Origin of the sequence: Herbaspirillum sp. Sphag64, assembly GCF_014192645.1 — a bacterium.
Classification (GTDB): Bacteria; Pseudomonadota; Gammaproteobacteria; order Burkholderiales; family Burkholderiaceae_D; genus Herbaspirillum.
Map to the genome: position 1 here is coordinate 174,299 of NZ_JACHYE010000006.1, position 17,876 is coordinate 192,174.

The following is a 17,876-nucleotide window of genomic DNA, read 5'->3' on the forward strand; positions in this document are numbered from 1 at the left end:
CGGTCAAACCAGCGATTATTTTTGACTCAGCTTGGTATCGCCAATCTTGAACAGGCGTGGCAATGGCTGATTGCTTTGCGGGCCAAACCATTTGTCATAGATTTGCTGGGCAGTGCCGTTTTTCTCCAGCTCGCGCAACCAGTCATTGAGGTAAGACACCAGACGGGTTTCACCCTTGGGCACACCAACGCCTTCATATTCCTCGGAGATGGCAAACGGCGGAATCTCATATTTATCCTTGTCCGGCAGCGTTGCCAGAATCGCTGTCAGCTTGGTGCCATCCTGGCTCAATGCCTGGATGTTGCCGTTACGCAGCGCGGCCAGACCTAATGGGGTGTCGTCATACAGGATCACTTTGGTGTCCGGATATTTCTCGCGCAGGGTCGCTTCCATCGTGGTGCCCTTGTCGGTACCGACACGGACTTTCTTGATATCGTCAGCGCTGCTCAGGACACCTTTTTTCGCTAGAAACTGTTGGCCCGAAGCGATGTAAGGAATGCTGAAATCGATGACCTTGGCGCGGTCTTCGGTAATGGTGAAATTGGCAAACACCAGGTCCACCTTGTTCGAGGTCAGCAGCGGGATACGATTGGCCGGATTGGTCGGCACCAGCTCCACCTTGACGCCCAGCTTTTTGCCCAGCGCATTGGCATAGTCCACGTCAAGCCCCACGATTTTCTTGGTGGTCGCATCGACGTAGCCAAATGGTGGGTTACCGTCAAAGGCAGCAACCCGCAGGACACCGGCTTTCTTGATATCGTCGAGCTTGTCAGCATGGGCCGCGGCGCTGCACAAGGCGAGCGCCAGAAAGAGTGGAGAAAAGCTGGTACGAAAGCGCATGGAGTTGTTCCCTTTATGATGTTGTGAAGGTCGTTCTGGCAAGCGGAGGTTTTTTCGGTCTTTCCACCTCGGCCCTGTGATGGGGCGTGCACCAGGAAGGGGCAAGTATAGAAATTTGTGGTGCGATGTAGAACGACTATTTCCAGTTTTGAATATGCGAAAAACAGCGTTCAATGCACAAAGGTCCCTTGCACGTAATGCACCCGATCGGCATCCATGGTCGCAATCAGCGCGTCGATGCCCGCAAGTTGTTGTGCCTGTTTGCTGCTTGCCGCTTGAGCTGACTGACACAACATATCCGCATCCGACCAGGCTGCTTCACCACGACGCTTGCGTGCCCGCAGCCAGCCATCCTTGTCCACCAGCAGTTCGGCACCGGCGAGGTCGTTTGCTGCCAGTCCGGTGATGATGGACAGCGCCTGTAAGCTCACCCTGTCGGTATTGCGGCAGCCGATTGATCCCATCGATCCTGTCGGCGCGGTAGAGGCTAGTTTCGTCGGATCGAGCAAGACACTCTGGAAGCGTGGATCTTCACTGGCTTGCGGCTGACCTCGCGCCGCAGCCACCAGCAGACGAATCCGCTGGCCGCGCCATTGGTCAAGACTGCGCACCGCAGGGCCGTCGCTGGCACAATCGACCGCGATCCGTGGCGCAGCAATCGGACGTTGCCATGCGCCTGTCTCTGTAATACTTTGTCCGGCTGCGTTGGCCTTCAGATAATCAAGTACAGCCCAGGTATCGCCGGGGCTCAACTGGCTGGCGAAAGCAGGCATGCCGGCCTTGCCGTGACGAATACTCCAGAAAGCATCGCCATCACTGAGACGCCACAACAAGCCACTCGACAGATTAGGCGGTGCCACCTTCAGTGAGAGCGCCAGCGGCGTATCGCTCTTGCCATCGGCACCGTGGCAGGCAATACACTGCTGCGCATACAGCTGCTGACCATGCACAATGGAAGCCGCCGAGAAGCCGGTCGGCGAGAGATGAAAACTGGTCGGCGTCGCCGCCGTGGTCAAGAGATGACGCTCTGGCCAGGGCGTCGCAAAAAACAAGACAATGGCGGTCGACAATAGCGTCACGCGCCAGCGCAAGCTGCGACGCACCAACGCCAGCACCGCCAAAGTCAGCCCCACAGCCGTGAGCGCTAACGCCAGTAACAGCGCTCGTACCACATTGCGATCAATCAGCAGCGCCTCGCCGCTCAGGCGGCTTGCAAAGGGCCAGGCAGGCTGACCATCGACATCCGGTGCAGCACCAACCAGCGTCAACAGTTTCAATATACCCAGTTGCAGCCACTGCATCCCCTGCAGCAGCGACGTGATGATGGCGTTCCAGTCAATGCTGAGTGACGCCGCTGACAAGGACAGACTCACCAGCTCTGGTCCACACCAAGTTGGCGCATCGCTTCGTGACGCAGTTCGGCCAGCTTTGGGTCGCCACGATGGCGCGGGTAGGGCAGGTCGACCTTGATTTCGCTGACGATCTGCGCCGGGCGTGGGCCAAACACCAGCACCCGTTGCGCCATGAACAGCGCTTCTTCAATATCATGCGTCACCAGCAAGGCCGAGAACTGCCGGCGGTGCCACAACGACACCAGTTCACTCTGCATCGACAAGCGGGTTAAAGAATCCAGCTTGCCCAAAGGCTCATCCAGAATCAGTAACTGCGGATCATTGACCAGCGCACGTGCCAACGCGACACGTTGCGCCATCCCGCCCGAGAGCTGATGCGGGAAGGCATCGGCAAACTCCTCCAAACCAACCAGTGCCAAGGCATCGTCAACCCGCTGGCGCTGCGCCTTGAGGATGCCGCGCGCCTGCAGACCTAGTGCCACGTTATCCCAGACCTTGCGCCACGGGAACAAGGTCGGGTCCTGAAACACCACGATCCGTGACGGGTCAGGATGCGTGATCGGCTTGCCATCCTGCAACAGGCTGCCGACACTGGCCGGCTCCAACCCCGCTACCAGCCGCAGCAAAGTCGACTTGCCGCAACCACTCGGGCCGAGCAAGGCGACAAATTCACCCGGCGCAACCTGCAGCGAAATATCATCCAGTACCTGCAACACACCACGCGCCTGCTGGAACCAGTGACTGACCTGCTTTACCTCGATATGAGCGCCGCTGGATGCTGGCGCCACCGACGGTTTGGATTCAATGATCTCGATCGCGCTTACCATTTGACGGTTCCCTTCTGCCACGACAAGGCACGGTCACGCACCCGGAACAGCAGCGTAATCAGGCCCGAGCTCAAGCCGGCCATCACGATCAGCGCTGCATACATATTGCTGTAGGCCGCCCAGCCTTGCGCCCATTGCAGATACCAGCCCAGCCCGGCCTTGACCCCCATCATCTCGGCCACCACCAGCACCGAGAAAGCCGAACCAAGTCCCATGAACAAGCCCACAAAAACCTGCGGCAATGCCGCCGGAATCGCCACCCGCAACACCAGAAACGTCGGTGTTGCCCCCAAGGTGCGCGCCACGTCGTAATAACTCTTGTTGACTGACGCCACACCCGACCAGGTCAGTACCGCCACCGGGAAGCCAGTTGCCAGCGCAATCAGAAATACCGCCGCCGCATAGCTCGATGGTGCAAAGAAGAACGCCAGTGGCAGCAATGCAGACGCCGGAATCGGCCCCACGAAACGCAATACCGGATGCACCCAGTAACCCGCCACGCGTGACCAGCCAATCCACACCCCCACCAGAAAGCCCACGGTGGCACCGGTCGCAAAGCCATGCGCCAGCAGCCGCAGCGAATAAGCGGTACTCAGACCAAGGCGCGGCCAGTCTTCGCTATAGACTTCGATCAGACTTTGTGGCGGCGCAAAGAAGGGCGTCGGCAACAGGCCCAGCTTGGCGGTCAGAATTTCCCATGCCGCCAGCAGCAAAGGCGCGGCAACCAGCCACTGACCAGCAGGTTGCAGCCAGGTCACGAACCGCGCCAATGGCTTGCCGCCGATCGCCAATACGGCCAGCAGCACCGCGATCACACTCGCGGCATAGCCAAACGTATCGGTATAAGCCCAGTCGCTAAACCCCACTACCTTATTGGGCCATTGCAAGGTCAGCAGACCCAGCGCCAGCCATGTCGTGGCGGCCAGTAAGCCGGTACGCCAGATCGGTGTTCTAGCAGCGCGTGCAGCGGCTGGGATCAGGCTGCCATCGAGCGCCAGTGGTTCTGGCGCGATGCCTGTACTTGATGTGCTCATATAAACTCCTGTTTGCGCGATCAGATGCAGAGATGCCTCAGGCCAGTACGTCAGCGGTCACGAAGCTGGCAAAACGCGTTGGGTCAGTCGATTTCTTGAGTACGCCAGCGGTATGGAAGTCGCGTGCAAAATATTCCACCTCATCACGCAACACCGAGCCCGTCGGATGGTTGTGGTACGTCAAGGTACTGAGCAGCGCACGCAAGTCTTCCACGGCCACCTTGGGCGAGTACTTGGAATAAATCTTGGCGGCTTCATTGGGGTTTTCTGCCACGTATTCCGCCGCCTGAATGATCGAACGCACCACGGCCGCCGCCGCTGGCTTGTTGTTACGCACAAACTCGCCACGCGCACCGGTGATGCAGCAGAGTTTGTCCTTGTATTCGCCGGTGCCACTGTTGCCGATTTCGGTAAACACGCCCTTATTGCGCTTTTCGATCAGGTAGATATTCGGGTCGCCATCGGCAATCGCATGGATTTCGCCCTTCTTGGCCGCGATGTCCAGCAGATCCGCCGGATAGGCGCGCCATTCAACATCCTTCTCGATATCCACACCACGCTTGGCAAGGTGAATGCCAAAGAAGTTCTTGGCTGGGCTGTTCATGTCAGACACGCCGATAATCTTGCCCTTGAGTTGCTTCCAGTCGGTCACGCCAGCCTGTTTGACACCCACCATACGCAGGCAGCCACCGTGCGCCGCGCCGATCACCTTCACATCAAAGCCGGATTCCAGCGGCTTCAACCAGCGGTGAATCAGCCCCACACCCACATCGGCCTTGCCGGTTGCCAGCGACTCCAGCAATTGGTCGGTTGAACCACCCCAGTTCAGCAGTTCCACCTGCAGACCATTCTTTTCAAAGAAGCCTTTTTCTTGCGCGACAACCACGGGCGACAAGCAAAATGCGACTGCGCTCCAGGCAAAGGTCACCTTGTGCGGTGTACCGCCGGACCAGGCATTGCCTGCTGCCAGTGCACCACCGAGGCCGGCCAGTGCAGCGGCACCGCCAGCACGCAAGATACTGCGACGCGACCAGCCAGCGCTTTGTTCTGCTTGATCCGTCAGTTCAAATGGAGAGGGAAGATGGTTCATGATAGAGGGCTCCGCAAGGTTGTCAGGACGGTCGGTGCGGTCAGGCGAATACAGGGACGCACCATGATAAAAACAGCACTATCGCGCAACGCCTCCCTCAAAACAAAGAATAAAAACGCGCAAAGTTATGTTGCTGATGACGCATATGAATATGCGGTTAGCGTCTATCTGGCAAGGCATCGTGCAGGTATAAAGATATGCGGATTGCTTCCTTGTGCGGCCCGGCTGGTCGCCTGCAGACTACGGCGTCAACGCCACGTTTGGCTGCACTCTCAAGGAGGAAATCATGACATCACTTAACCACTATCTCAGTGAAAAACGCAGTGCCGTGCTGGCACGTGAGGCTCTGGTCGAGGCTGGCAATGCCAGCCCGAATAGTTTGTCGGCCAAGGTTAGCGCGGAAGGGCGCAGCGGCGTGCGGCGCATTCGTATTCGTGATCATCAGGTTATCAGCGACAGCCCGCCAGATTTTGCTGGCTACAACCTTGGCCCCAGCTCGCCGGAGTTGCAGCTGGGTGTGCTGGGTTCCTGCGTGACGCATATCTTTCTGATTCAGGCCGCATCGCGGCAGGTGCCAATTGATCGCCTTGAAGTCGAAGTCAGCGGCAAGATCGATCCTCGCGGCGGCAAGCCTGGCTACGAGAGCATTCCCATCTGGCCGCACGATATTGGCTATACCGTGCATATTGATTCGCCAGCGTCGGCGGAGGACGTGCAGGCCTTGTTTGAGGCGGTGGAAAAAAACTGCCCGATTCTGAATCTGCTCAAAAATCCGCAGACCATCCGGGCAGAAATCCGTCATCACAAAACCAATGAGGCAGCCAGTCCGATTGAGGGTGAGAGCGCTATTACGGCAGCCGACGGCGTGGTGCAGAAGAAGTAAGCCGGTTCAATCCTCCCAGAACGTGTTGAGTGCATCAATGTGTTCTTGGGCGTTGTGGTGCAGTAACTTGATGGCGGCCATGGAGAGGCGCATCAGATTGGCGGCGTCGGTTTTGCCGATGGCAGGTGCGCTCTGGTCGTCGGCTTCGGCGTCCAGATTCATCTCTCTGGCGAGTTCACTGGCATAGATGATTTGCAGGCTGCTGTCGATGCCTGCGGTGATGTCGCGGGTGAGTTCAATGAAGTCGGCGAATTTCTCTTCGCGGCCGGGGCCGTGAATCCATTGAAAGTCTTGGTGGGTGGGATTGGTATTGCTTTGGTCAGACGTGTTGAAGCTAGGCATGTTGGCCTCCTAGTTAAGTGGATGACCGCAGACCCCGCTTCCAAACGGGGAGGGCGGCAGATGACAAGGTTGGAAGACCGGTTAACTAGGGAACCCGGCAGGCCTAAGCCTCCCTGCCACCGCCGCCCATTGAGAACGTAGGATGGCCCGGACGCAAAAAACCGCCAAGCTGGCGGTTGTCCGCCTAGTTAATTTCGAGCTTCCACACTCGGTCCCGTTTTTCTTAGGAACGTGCCGAGGATACCTTTACCCTTTGCTTTTCGTCAACAATCTTTAGTGTCTGCTTTTTTCTTCGCTGAAGATGTCGTCTCTACGGACGACCAAGCCGGGGGCGGCCCGGCAGCCGCTCACTTTTCTTGCTTCGCCAAGATAAGTAAGCAAAAGAAGGCGACCGCAACTTCCATCGCCCCTGCGGGGTGCCCGCTGAGGCACTCCGTCAATCGGGAGTGACGCAAACTCGCTGCGCTCAGACAAGCGTCACTCTTTTTCCGATTGCCGAAGCACCTCAGCGGCGATTCCACAAGCGGAAGTCCTTTAACCGGCTCGCTTCGCATCGCGTGGGGTTTCTTTATGGGGGTGGGATGCAGGCTTGGGGTTTACGGCGAAAACGCATGCCGTGGCACCAGATAACCACCACCTTCGCGTAGCGTCATGGTTTGCGTGGTGATCAGGCTACTGCGCAATTCCCTGGCATCACTGTCTTTGAGTAGTGGGAAGATCGGCTGACCATGGGCATCCTGCGTCAGCAGGTTGGCTTCTTCGTCGGAGAAGGTCATATCGCGCTGTATTTCTTCCATCTCACCGATACGGCCCTGCAAGCGTGATTTCTGCGCCTGTCGTAATAATTGCGCTTTGCTGTCCAAGATGGCTTGCAGCGCTGGATTGGCAGCCTTGGCGCTCTGGAAGTTTTGCCACGCCTGATATCGGTAGTACTCATTGGGCGATGGTGGTGCGCTTTGCCATTCCCGCAGCTGCTCGGCTTTCTCTTGGGCAGTCTGGTAACCAGCCAGATAAAAGCCGGCCAGCGAATCGTGGACCTGCTCCTCCAGCAAGGCGATTTCTTCCAGTCTTAGTCGTCCGTTTTGATGTTCAAATTCATGCAGCACCATCATTTCCCAATCATCCGGCGTAGCGCGCAGATCGGAGCGCAGCAACTGCAATTGATTGGCGAGATGTTCATTGCCGACCGCATGCAGGGCGATGATCTGATTACCATCATCCCGCTGCCACGGGCGACCGCCGTTGGCACGTTCTGTCAATAGCTGCATATCGCCTTTGAACAACCAGTCGTAACTGATCATGTCCTGCTGTTCCTGACGGGTGGCGCGCTGGCAAGCAGGCAGTTGCGCCATGCGACCGATCCAGCGGTAACGGAAGCGGTAGTACAGGCGCATATGTTCACGTCTCTGATCTTCATAGGTGCCGGTAAAATCACCTGCCGCCATATAGGCATTCCAGTTGGTCGCCAATTCGGGGCTGAGCGCGTAATCGGCTTGCAAATCGGAAGACATCTGGCGATAAGTCACCAACGGCACTCCCGCCAGACGTGCCGCCTTATGCATATGCAATAGCGGCACCTGACAGATCATTTGGTCCATACGCATGCCACGCCCCTGCGTGCCGGGGCAATAACCACCGCCGACATCAGAATGGACGCCAGGGTAGGGTACTTCCACCACATTCTGACCTTTTACCCGTGTGATCGGGAAGTTCATGCGTTGCTCATGCGCGGCAATGTAATGCACGGTTTGCTTGACCAATGATGGCAATGGTTTGAGCGTTTCGGCTGCCCAACTGAAGTGACCATCGACGAACGTCAATGGGGTGGTTCTCGCTGCCGAGTGGGCGAGACCGACTGAAGCGACGGAGTCAAACAAACCAAGAAAATTGATTTCAATCGGCATGCCAGCCAATGTGTTCTTGCCACCTAATGCGGCATCCAGCCAATAGCAGAAACTGCGTGCCTGAATTGCACCGCGAGAAAAGCCGAAGACGGCGACACGAATCAGCGGGATGTGCGGTTGCCGGATCAGATCACGGGCTGTTTGCAGTCTGTCGTTGAGTTCATCGCGCAGTTGTGTGAACCACTGTTGGCGGCGGACTTGTTCGGGGTAGTCCTTGTCGTAGTTGTGTTCGACGTCGCGGGTGTAGCTTTTTAGTTTGGCGGTGATTTGCTTATCGTCATAAAGATTATGATCATCATTAAACGCACGATAGACGGCATCATAAACACATAATATTCCATACAAAATACGTGCTTGGCCACCTTTTCCCAAGGCTTTGCCATCCTGCGTTTCACTCCATTCCTGATTTTCTGGAAAGCGTGTACCAACACCCGGGATATAAAAACTGAAACAATCTGAATCTTTCAGATAATTTTTACCTTTGATATCTTTGTGTGCATTAAACAGTTTGACTACGTTGGTATGTCCCTTGAGGGGTTCGTCGCGATCACGATTGTTATTGGTGCCGTCAAAGAACAAACCAATCCTGACCATCGATTGACACGAAGGCATTCGTTGGCCGTTAGCTTTATAGACGGGCGGTTCTCTCAGGAAGTCTGCCAATGCGCGCTCTTGTTGCACCGTTGTCGACATTTCTTGTGCAGTGTTATCTGCAATCGTCAGCGGCGGAAAATGAATTTTTGTGCTCATCATTACTCTTCCTCCGAAGGTGGAACAGTACTGCTCTTTAGAATTGGATGATATTTACTTTCTGGATAGTAAATAGATGACACGACTCTTACTTGATCGTCCGCGAAAATGTGTACAAAAATTTTGTCTGCTTGCTCATAACGAAGAATATTGGTGGTCTTCTCTATCCATTGCCTGCCATTCGGTTTCCAACGGACTCTTACTTTCATCCCCGGATGCCATTTTTCTGGTACCGCATAGCCTGCCGCAATTTGTCCCCCACAACCCGGGCCATGAGCGAATTTTCCGCCCAATATTCCGCTTGGAATTGGCTCTTCGATGGAGTATCCGGAAATATAAGGTGCACCTTCGTGCGCTACACAGGAAATCGATACGTATGTTCGAGGTATGTGTACATACGGCTTTTCTTCAGTGTTCGCGTCTGATATTGCTGTAGTTGTATTGCAGGCGGTTAAGATGGTAAAGCTCAAGATCAATAATGTTTTTTGGATCATCATTACTCTTCCTCAGGAGGCGGAACGGTAGTATTTTCTAAAATTGGATAGTATTTACTTTCTGGATAGTAAAGAGACGATACGACTCTTACTTGATCGTCCGCGAAAAAGTGCACAGTAATTCGGTTTGCTTTTTCATACCGAAGAATGTTCGTCGTTTTCTCTATCCATTCTCTGCTATCCGGCTTCCAGCGCACTCTTACCTTCATGCCGGGAGTCCATTTTTCTGGCAGCGCATAACCAGCTGCGATAATTCCTCCGCAGCTTGCGCCATAAGCGAATTTTCCTCCCAGTGGTCCGCTGACGATTGGCTCTTCGATAGAGAAGTCGGAAATATAAGGTGCACCATCGTGCGATACACAGGAGATTGATACGTATGTTCGAGGTATGTGTACATACGGCTTTTCTACATTGCTCTCGGTCGTTATTGGCCTAGTTGTATTGCAGGCAGTTAGCGCAACAATGCTCAATAGCAGCAATCGTTTTTTCATCTTGATGTTGTTTCCTTATTGAATGGAAGTCCTTTTCAATCACAAGCTCGCCAATGCTGCTTGCAGGCCTTTGCTTTGTGCGACATCGAGTAAGGAATGCATTGCCTGAGCGTCTGGTAGCGTCAGGCTGGCAAAGGCTAATTCCTTGCGGATTTTTTCGCCGCTGATGTGACGTTTATCCATTTCATAAAGAGCAGCCTGTAATTGACCGATCAAGACAGACGCTTTGGGTTGGTGAGGTATAGCATCGTCGCTCGCTGCCATTTCCTTATAGAGCGTGTCAGCCTCAGCACCCGCAACAACTTGGGCAAATTGCGCATCAGTAAAGTGGATGTAGTTGGTTTGCTCGCCAACTGGCGCAACATCGTTCTCGACATCGAAACAGGTACCCACGAAAGTGCTAATGCCACCGCTACGATTGACGATGTGCCAGGCGGCGATACCGGCCATCAAGGCATTGCGTTGTGGTTCACTGAGTGCCTCAACAATGACGGGAAAACAAATCGTATCTGCGAACCGGAGTGGGAAGACCAGCGTATCTGGGGTCTCTACCTGACTAAAACCTAGCAGATGGCGCTGTAGGGTGATCAAATCCAGAGGGCTTTGAATGAAGCTCAGCATTGGCTTGCCGTTGGTCTTGGCCAGCAGACGTTCAAGCTTGGTCAGGCGTAATTCGGGGCTGACCCGTAATAGAAATGGTGCACATTCTTCCAGTACCTCCAGTCGGGAGTCGGTATAGATTGAGCGCAGGTATTGTTCGTAGGACGGTTGCGTACGAAGCTGTTGCAGCAACAGTCGCTGTCCCCAGTCTCTGTCAAAGGCACCATCAATCAGCGCGTAGGTGTGCAAGGAGGGACTTGCTTGGTTTAGTCGGGCAGTTTGTTCGCAGGTGAGGAGCGCTGCATCGAGCGACTCGGCCAACTTGTCTTCATGGGGGTCAATACCAAAAATCATATCGTCTTTCAGGGAGAAATCAGGGTTTAAACGTTCGGAGAAGCGAAGCCAATGCTGGCTTGCATGGCTTTTTCCATACATTGTTTGCAGACGCTGTTGGGTAACTGCGGCAGTAGGGAGGGCAAAGATGCAGGACCCTTGAATCCATGCTTGTCGGCTCTTAAATGGATGTCGCCAAGCGTGCCACTCTCGATTCCCAAAGCGTTGATGCGGATGTAGGAGCCGCCGGACTTGAGCAGGATGTCGTCCTTGGCGTTGATTTCCACCTTGCCGTTGACGCTGGTGATCATCATGTCTTTGTCGGCGATGGCGTGTATCGCGTCGCTATGTGCCTGTATCTCGATCTTCCCTTTGCTGGCGAACAGTTTGATGCCGCATTGTTGGGCAAACATTGATAACCCTTGCTTTGCCGCGAGCAGGAAGCGTTTGCCAGCATGGATGCTGTGGTCATTACCGCTGCGTTGTGTACTATCCCGGCCAGCGGAGAGATTGATGTGACTTGGTGTCGCGACGGCAATACCGGCAGGTGCGGAGAGGACGAGTGCCGCTTGCTGGAGATCCTTGACGCTGTTGGCCAGCCAGTCGCTTTGCGCTTGTAAATCTGCGATCTCGGCTTTGGCAGTTGCTGTCGCTTGCGCTAGTTGCTTTGACTCTGCTTGCAACTTGTCCAGCAAGGATAGTGCTGCCTGCATATCGAGTTGCTTGCCGCTGGCCTTGTCTTGCCTGTCGGCAGTGATGAAGACACCTTTTCCGCCTCGGATTGCCGCATGATTGTCTGTTCGGAGTTCAACTCCTTCACCACGTTGCTGACGTTGGCTATCGACTAGATGACCGAGGTTTAACTGACTCTTGCCGTGTTCGGTGGCGAGCTTGATGTGTTCTTCACCTTTCCAATCTTCCATCCGCAGCTTGTTGTTGCTTTGCGTGCGAATGACGTTGCGGGAGAGCCAGCGGTGCTCGCTGATGATCAGGTCAGGGTGACGACTGTTGTGGTGCAGGTGGGCGATGTAGGGTTTATTAGGGTTGCCGTTTGTGAAGCCAATTGCAGCCTCAGTACCGTCAATGATGGGGAAGTGGAAGCCGGTTTGATTGGCCCCGGCAAATGGTTTGGCTAGCCGTAACGGAACACTTTCATTGCCGGGGTTCCATTCATCGAAATCAAGATCGAAGCGGACGGTGTAGTGGCCATTCTTGGTGATGTAGGCATGGGGGTATTGGCCCGGTGAAGTCACTCTTGCTGATAAAGTGCCTGCAATCTTCGGCCAGTTGGCTTCGTTTAAAGGAAGTCGATAACGCCGGTCAGAGGGAATCGCGGTATAGCTGTTTTTGTAGGCAGTATCACGTGCACCGCTGTGGGTGACGCTGATGATGACTTGGCCGTTGGGTGCATCTGGTAATGCATGGTCCATCCGCAGGATGCGTGCTGGACGTAGTTCTAGGATATTGCTTTCACCGGCGTAGACGATCTGGCTTGCGATTGCTGCTTCATGCCGTAATTGCGCTTCCCATTTGGCGCTGAGTTGGTCCAGATGATGACTACCATAGACGTAGGGTTGGCCGTAGGTCGTAATGTCTTTACGGGCAATATTGGCTTCATCCTTGAAACGCTCCCATGCGACATCAGGGTGATAATCAGCTACAAGGTAGGAAGCGGGAACGGTCTGCGATTGCGTTTGTAAATTAAAAACGACTTCATTATCTGCATCCAGTCCGGCGGCTTCCCGATACGGCACCTTGAGCTCAGGCTGATAAATGTAGTGATCAATGTCATCCGCAAAGACGATGATGTCGCCCAGCATGCCGGGGATGAAGTAGCTATACAAACCTTCCTGCTGCATCAACAGATGAATGAAATCCCAATCACTTTGCTGATACTGCAGCCGAAACGCATGTTGGGGAAAGCTTCGTCGCGTTCTGAACTTGAAATTGTCTCCCGTGAACCCATGCCGACGCAGGATGGTTTCGATGATCTTTGGTGCGGTTTGATGCTGGAATACCCGGCTGGCATGAGTCAGTCGCAATCTTGCCACCAGTGGTTCGATGACGAATTCGTAGCTGTGAAAGTCGTGCGTTTGTTTGAGCTTGTTGAAATGCGTGATACATCCAGCAAATTCACGTGGTTCGGGTAGAGCAGTGCCCATGCTGAAACTGGCTTCCTTGCCGAGGTATTCGTTACGATCCAGTTCTTGAGGATGGGTTAGCGTGATGGTGATGCGATAAGGCTCGCCCAAGGCTTCGACGGCTTCGAAGGAGACGACAGACAACAAACTAGCGCTGACATTAGCGCCTACGTTGACGTGATATTTCTGATGGGTGGTGACGGCGTGGGCAAGCGCAGCGGCTTGTTGGAGTGGTTGCTTCATCTCTGGCATTCCTTCGCGGTGTCGTCGGATAGACGTGATCGGAGGCTGATGTTAAGAGACGAGGGTAAAAATATATATAGAAGGAATTCTAGATTTGATTTTTATCTTTATTTTTAATAAAGCGTGTATTGCTGTATGTATTTTTATTGCGGTTACAGTTTTTGTACTTTCCCTATTGAACAGACGTCCAAAGAAAATGGCCATGGACGAATCCATGGCCATATTTCTTGCTACTACGGAGGTTGACTTCAGCGCCGGTTACGCTCCCCGGCAAGTCGCCGTACCACCGTGATCAGGCAGTCAATCTCATCGAAGGTGTTATAGAACGCCAGGGATGGACGTACCGTCGTTTCCACGCCAAAGCGCCGCAGGATCGGTTGCGCGCAGTGGTGTCCTGTGCGTACCGCAATGCCTTCCTGATTGAGCGCCTTGCCGACTTCTTCGGTGGTGTAGCCATCGAGCACAAACGACATCACGCTAGCCTTGTGGGCTGCGGTACCGATCAGGCGGACACCGGGAATGTCGCCAAGTTTTTCCATGCCGTATTCGAGCAGGGCATGTTCATAGCTGGCGATATTCTCGATGCCGATACGGTTGACGTAGTCAATCGCCGCACCCAGACCGACGGCGTCGGCGATGTTGCCGGTGCCTGCTTCGAAGGTATTGGGCAAGGGCTGGAAGATGGTCTTCTCGAAGGTGACGTCAGCAATCATATTGCCGCCACCTTGCCAGGGGGGCATGTCTTCCAGGACTTCGCGTTTGCCCCACAACACACCGATACCGGTGGGACCAAACACCTTGTGACCGGAGAACACGAAGAAGTCCGCGCCCAGCGCCTGTACATCGGTGCGCATATGCGACACGGATTGCGCACCATCGACCAGTGTCTTGGCTCCTGCGCGATGTGCCAGCTCGACGATTTCCTTGACCGGGGTGACCGTACCCAGGGCATTGGAGACCTGAGTGACAGCGACGATCTTGGTGCGGTCGTTGAGCAGCTTGGTGTATTCATCAAGCAATACCTGCCCTGAATCATCCACCGGTATCACGCGTAGCTTGGCGCCTTTTTCTGCCGCGAGTTGTTGCCATGGCACGATGTTGGCGTGGTGCTCCAGATGCGAGACGATAATTTCATCGCCGGCACCGACGTGCTTGCTACCCCAGCTCTTGGCCACCAGATTGATCGCTTCGGTGGTGCCGCGTACGAAGATCACTTCGTTCACATCGGGCGCATTGAGGAATCCACGTACCCGCTCCCGTGCGCCTTCATAGGCGTCGGTTGCCCGCGCTGCCAGTTCATGTGCGGCGCGGTGGATATTGGAATTCTCACGCTGATAGAACTCGCTGATACGGTCAATCACCGACTGCGGCTTTTGGGTTGTCGCCGCGTTGTCGAACCAGATCAGCTGCCGCCCATTGACACGTTCTTTGAGGATCGGGAAGTCACGGCGCACGGCATTCACATCAAACGGCGCAGCATGGCTTTTGCCTGCCAGCTTGGGCGTTTCGTGCGGGTCACCCTTGGCAGGTGTCACAAAGCCATTGGGTAATTCAACCGCGTGCACAAAATAATATTGTGGCGCGGACGATGGCGAAGCGGCGGCTGCCTGTGCCGGTGATGCAGGCACAGCAGGTTTGGCAGGCACAGACGGCTGCACTGGTGATAGCGATAGTGTTGCTGGTACCGCTCCAGCTGACGGTGTGTTGCCCGCCAGCGGATGGCCATGGCTGCGGTCGAGGAAGTAATATCCCGCATCAGCACCAGCAGGGAGAGCAGGGACTGATGGTGCCGACGGCACCACCGATTGCGGGACGCCTTCAATGGTGCTGCCAAAACGCGGCTCATAGGCCGGAATAGCAGCAAATGCCTTGTCCGGTGCGCCATTGCCCGCCTGCGCGGCAGGTGCCAGTGCCGGCGCGCGATTCCCCAGCGCCAGCACCTGATGGGGTGAGGAAGGGATCAGGTTGGTGCCGGGTACTTGCCCTAATGGAATGGCAGTACCCGGTACCCCCTGGCCGAGACCTGCCGGGCTGGCCAGCGGCGATGCCGGTGGTGCCACATTGGCAGGCGGCTGCACGCCATGTGGCGCAAACGGCGGCGCTGCAAACAGCTCCGTCGCCAGCCGTGCCAGCAAGGCCGGATCAATCGGTGGTGCGGGTTGCCCCACGCCACCTGGATCCTGAGGGAGGGAAGTAGGTGTGCTCACGATAGGGGCTTATTTGTAGGTGTCGGGATAGTCGTGATACTTGTTGATTTCGACATCATCAAGGACTGCGACGGCATCCCTGGTCAACACGGCCAGCGAGCAATACAGCGAAATCAGGTAAGACGAAATCGCATGGTTGTTGATGCCCATGAAGCGCACCGACAGACCTGGGCTTTGTTCGCCCGGCAGACCTGGCTGATACAGACCGACCACGCCTTGACGTTTGTCACCGACACGCACCAGCAGGATCTTGGTCTTGCCATCGGCAACCGGGACCTTGTCGGATGGAATCAGCGGAATACCGCGCCAGGTGATGAATTGCGAGCCAAACAGGCTGACTGTTGGCGGTGGTGTACCGCGGCGGGTTGCTTCACGGCCAAAGGCCGCAATGGCGGAAGGATGGGTCAGGAAGAAGGCAGGTTCTTTCCAGACCTTGGTCAGCAGTTCGTCGAGGTCGTCCGGTGTCGGTGCGCCGGTCAGCGGGAAGATACGCTGATCGTCGCTCACTTGTGACAGCAGGCCGTAGTCAGGGTTGTTAATCAGTTCGCTTTCCTGATTTTCCTTGATGGTTTCAATGGTCAGGCGCAGTTGTTCCTTGATCTGGTCATGCGGGCTGCTGTACAGATCGGAGACGCGGGTGTGCACATCCAGAATGGTCGAGACCGCGTTGAGGAAGTATTCACGTGGCTGTTCTTCGTAATCAACGAAGGTGCGTGGCAGCTGGTTTTCTTCCAGGCGGGCGGTGCAGGTCACCTTGATCGACTCTGGATTCTTGACCTTGTTGAGGCGATAGATACCTGCCTCCACCGGCACCCATTGCAGCAGATGGGTCAACCAGCGTGGGCTGATCGTCTCCAGCTGGGGAACGGTTTTGGTGGCGTTGGCTAGTTGCCTTGCTGCGTTATCGCCTAGTGCGGTTGTACCGCCGACTGTTGCCGACATCTTGACTCCAATATACGTGGGGTTGACAGGGAAAAGCGTTAATTACGACGGCTCAGAGTGTCGCGGCTCGTGCTTGGCGGCTCAACATGCTATAGCCATCAACTCGAGACCACGGACCAGATTTTGCTGCGTGATGCTCTCGCCTCGTGTGACCAGCGCGGATGGTGTGAGCGTGAGCGCGTGGGCGAGCTTTTCTACCGTGACCAGCGAAGCGATGGCGGTACCGCGCTCGATTTCGCCGATGTAGGAACGGTTGAGATTGGAATTTTCGGCTAGCCGTTCTTGCGACCAGCCACGGGCGCGGCGTAATTGCCGTACACCGATCCCGAAACTTTGGACCAGCGCACTGGACAAGGCTTCCGGATCACTCGCTGAAGCGCTGTCCTGGCGCTTCAGCAGGGGCGGCTGCGGATGATCAGACATGCTGTGGCTCCTTATCCGGGCAAGCCATTCAGGCCGCTGCTGCGGTTCTGATGGCATTACTCAAGCCTTCTTCACGCGATGCCGCCTGCGAGATTCTGGCGCCCGGTGGTACGTCATCGGTGAGCCATACATTGCCGCCGATTACTGCACCTTTACCCACTGTGATACGACCAAGAATGGTCGCGCCGGCGTAGATCACCACATCGTCTTCCACCACCGGATGGCGAGGCAGGCCCTTTTGCAGATTGCCTTCCGCATCGGTCGGGAAGCGCTTGGCACCCAGCGTGACGGTCTGATAAACCCGGACCCGCTCGCCGATGACGGCGGTTTCGCCAATCACCACGCCGGTGCCATGGTCGATGAAAAATCCTGAACCGATCCGTGCTCCCGGATGGATATCGATACCGGTGGTGCTGTGGGCCAGTTCGGAGATGATGCGTGCCAACAACGGCAAGCCCGCGGCATACAAACGGTGGGCGATGCGGTAATGAATCATTGCCAGTACACCGGGATAGCACAGCAAGACTTCATCCACGCTGCGCGCGGCCGGGTCGCCCTGATAGGCCGCCAGTACATCGGTATCGAGCAGGCTGCGGATTTCCGGCAGGGCTGCAGCAAACGTGCGCGTCACCTCCAGCGCTTGCTCTTCGGCCTGACTTTCCGACAGAAATTGACCCTGCAGCCCGGCGCTGTAGCGCAACTCCAGCTGTACCTGCTTGAGTAGCGACTGTAGCGCGGCATCGAGTGCATAGGCAACGTGAAAGTTTTCGCTTTCCTGACGCAGATCCGGCGGACCTAAACGCATCGGGAACAGCACTGCCTTGAGATTTTCCAGAATGCCTGACAGTGCTTCGCGGGACGGAAACTCACGTCCGCCTGCATCGCTGTTGCGTCCTTGCGCCTGCCGCCAGCCCTGACGGACTTCCTGCAGCGACTGGACAATGTGATAAATGTCAAAACTAGCCACTAAAACCCTCTTA

Annotated in this window: 16 protein-coding genes; 1 reads left to right on the forward strand and 15 read right to left on the reverse strand. The window is 55.5% G+C overall.

Annotation, left to right across the window (positions count from 1 at the left end; genetic code table 11):
• Nucleotides 1–15: 15 nt before the first annotated feature.
• The 5 genes from FHW66_RS12135 to FHW66_RS12155 all read right to left on the reverse strand — a co-directional run bounded on the left by FHW66_RS12135 (nt 16) and on the right by FHW66_RS12155 (nt 5,143).
• Nucleotides 16–840, reverse strand: a complete 825-nt coding sequence (locus FHW66_RS12135; RefSeq protein WP_183380059.1) for an ABC transporter substrate-binding protein — start codon at nt 838–840, stop codon at nt 16–18.
• A 170-nt stretch (nt 841–1,010) separates the two neighbouring features.
• Nucleotides 1,011–2,213, reverse strand: a complete 1,203-nt coding sequence (locus tag FHW66_RS12140) for a cytochrome c (protein WP_370543454.1) — start codon at nt 2,211–2,213, stop codon at nt 1,011–1,013.
• A complete protein-coding gene (locus FHW66_RS12145) occupies nt 2,210–3,019 on the reverse strand; it encodes an ABC transporter ATP-binding protein (protein WP_183380060.1) in 810 nt (269 codons plus the stop codon). Before FHW66_RS12145 ends, FHW66_RS12140 begins: the two co-directional genes overlap by 4 nt.
• Nucleotides 3,013–4,053, reverse strand: coding sequence for an ABC transporter permease (locus tag FHW66_RS12150; protein WP_183380061.1), 1,041 nt, complete (start codon nt 4,051–4,053; stop codon nt 3,013–3,015). The genes FHW66_RS12145 and FHW66_RS12150 overlap by 7 nt, the downstream gene beginning before the upstream one ends.
• Nucleotides 4,054–4,090: 37 nt before the next feature.
• Complete coding sequence (locus tag FHW66_RS12155) at nt 4,091–5,143, reverse strand: ABC transporter substrate-binding protein (RefSeq protein ID WP_183380062.1); 1,053 nt, start codon at nt 5,141–5,143, stop codon at nt 4,091–4,093.
• Nucleotides 5,144–5,429: 286 nt separating this feature from the next.
• Here FHW66_RS12155 and FHW66_RS12160 point away from each other — a divergent pair, with 286 nt between their 5' ends.
• Nucleotides 5,430–6,026, forward strand: coding sequence for an OsmC family protein (locus FHW66_RS12160; RefSeq protein WP_183380063.1), 597 nt, complete (start codon nt 5,430–5,432; stop codon nt 6,024–6,026).
• A gap of 6 nt (nt 6,027–6,032) precedes the next feature.
• Here FHW66_RS12160 and FHW66_RS12165 read toward each other — a convergent pair whose 3' ends face one another.
• From FHW66_RS12165 to epsC, 10 genes are all read right to left on the reverse strand, one after another.
• Nucleotides 6,033–6,368, reverse strand: coding sequence for a hypothetical protein (locus tag FHW66_RS12165; RefSeq protein ID WP_183380064.1), 336 nt, complete (start codon nt 6,366–6,368; stop codon nt 6,033–6,035).
• A 596-nt stretch (nt 6,369–6,964) separates the two neighbouring features.
• Entirely contained in the window at nt 6,965–9,025 is a 2,061-nt protein-coding gene (locus FHW66_RS12170) for a DUF2235 domain-containing protein (protein WP_255458941.1), read from the reverse strand.
• The gene (locus FHW66_RS12175; RefSeq protein ID WP_183380065.1) at nt 9,025–9,519 is read right to left on the reverse strand and encodes a DUF3304 domain-containing protein; all 495 of its coding nucleotides are present in this window, start codon (nt 9,517–9,519) and stop codon (nt 9,025–9,027) included. Before FHW66_RS12175 ends, FHW66_RS12170 begins: the two co-directional genes overlap by 1 nt.
• Nucleotides 9,519–10,007: a DUF3304 domain-containing protein gene (locus FHW66_RS12180; protein WP_183380066.1), complete on the reverse strand. Its 489-nt coding sequence runs from the start codon at nt 10,005–10,007 to the stop codon at nt 9,519–9,521. Before FHW66_RS12180 ends, FHW66_RS12175 begins: the two co-directional genes overlap by 1 nt.
• Before the next feature lie 39 nt (nt 10,008–10,046).
• Nucleotides 10,047–10,961 carry a DUF4123 domain-containing protein gene (locus tag FHW66_RS12185; RefSeq protein ID WP_183380067.1) on the reverse strand — a complete coding sequence of 305 codons (915 nt, stop codon included), beginning with the start codon at nt 10,959–10,961 and terminating at the stop codon, nt 10,047–10,049.
• A 26-nt stretch (nt 10,962–10,987) separates the two neighbouring features.
• A complete protein-coding gene (locus tag FHW66_RS12190) occupies nt 10,988–13,324 on the reverse strand; it encodes a type VI secretion system Vgr family protein (RefSeq protein WP_370543455.1) in 2,337 nt (778 codons plus the stop codon).
• Between the two features lie 248 nt (nt 13,325–13,572).
• Nucleotides 13,573–15,534 (reverse strand): family 2A encapsulin nanocompartment cargo protein cysteine desulfurase, encoded by a 1,962-nt coding sequence (locus tag FHW66_RS12195; RefSeq protein WP_370543457.1) that lies wholly within the window; start codon nt 15,532–15,534, stop codon nt 13,573–13,575.
• A 6-nt stretch (nt 15,535–15,540) separates the two neighbouring features.
• On the reverse strand, nt 15,541–16,473 hold the full coding sequence (locus tag FHW66_RS12200) for a family 2A encapsulin nanocompartment shell protein (RefSeq protein ID WP_183380069.1): 933 nt from the start codon (nt 16,471–16,473) through the stop codon (nt 15,541–15,543).
• Between the two features lie 81 nt (nt 16,474–16,554).
• Complete coding sequence (locus FHW66_RS12205; RefSeq protein WP_183380126.1) at nt 16,555–16,827, reverse strand: helix-turn-helix domain-containing protein; 273 nt, start codon at nt 16,825–16,827, stop codon at nt 16,555–16,557.
• Between the two features lie 97 nt (nt 16,828–16,924).
• Complete coding sequence (epsC, locus tag FHW66_RS12210; protein ID WP_183380070.1) at nt 16,925–17,863, reverse strand: serine O-acetyltransferase EpsC; 939 nt, start codon at nt 17,861–17,863, stop codon at nt 16,925–16,927.
• Between the last annotated feature and the right edge of the window lie 13 nt (nt 17,864–17,876).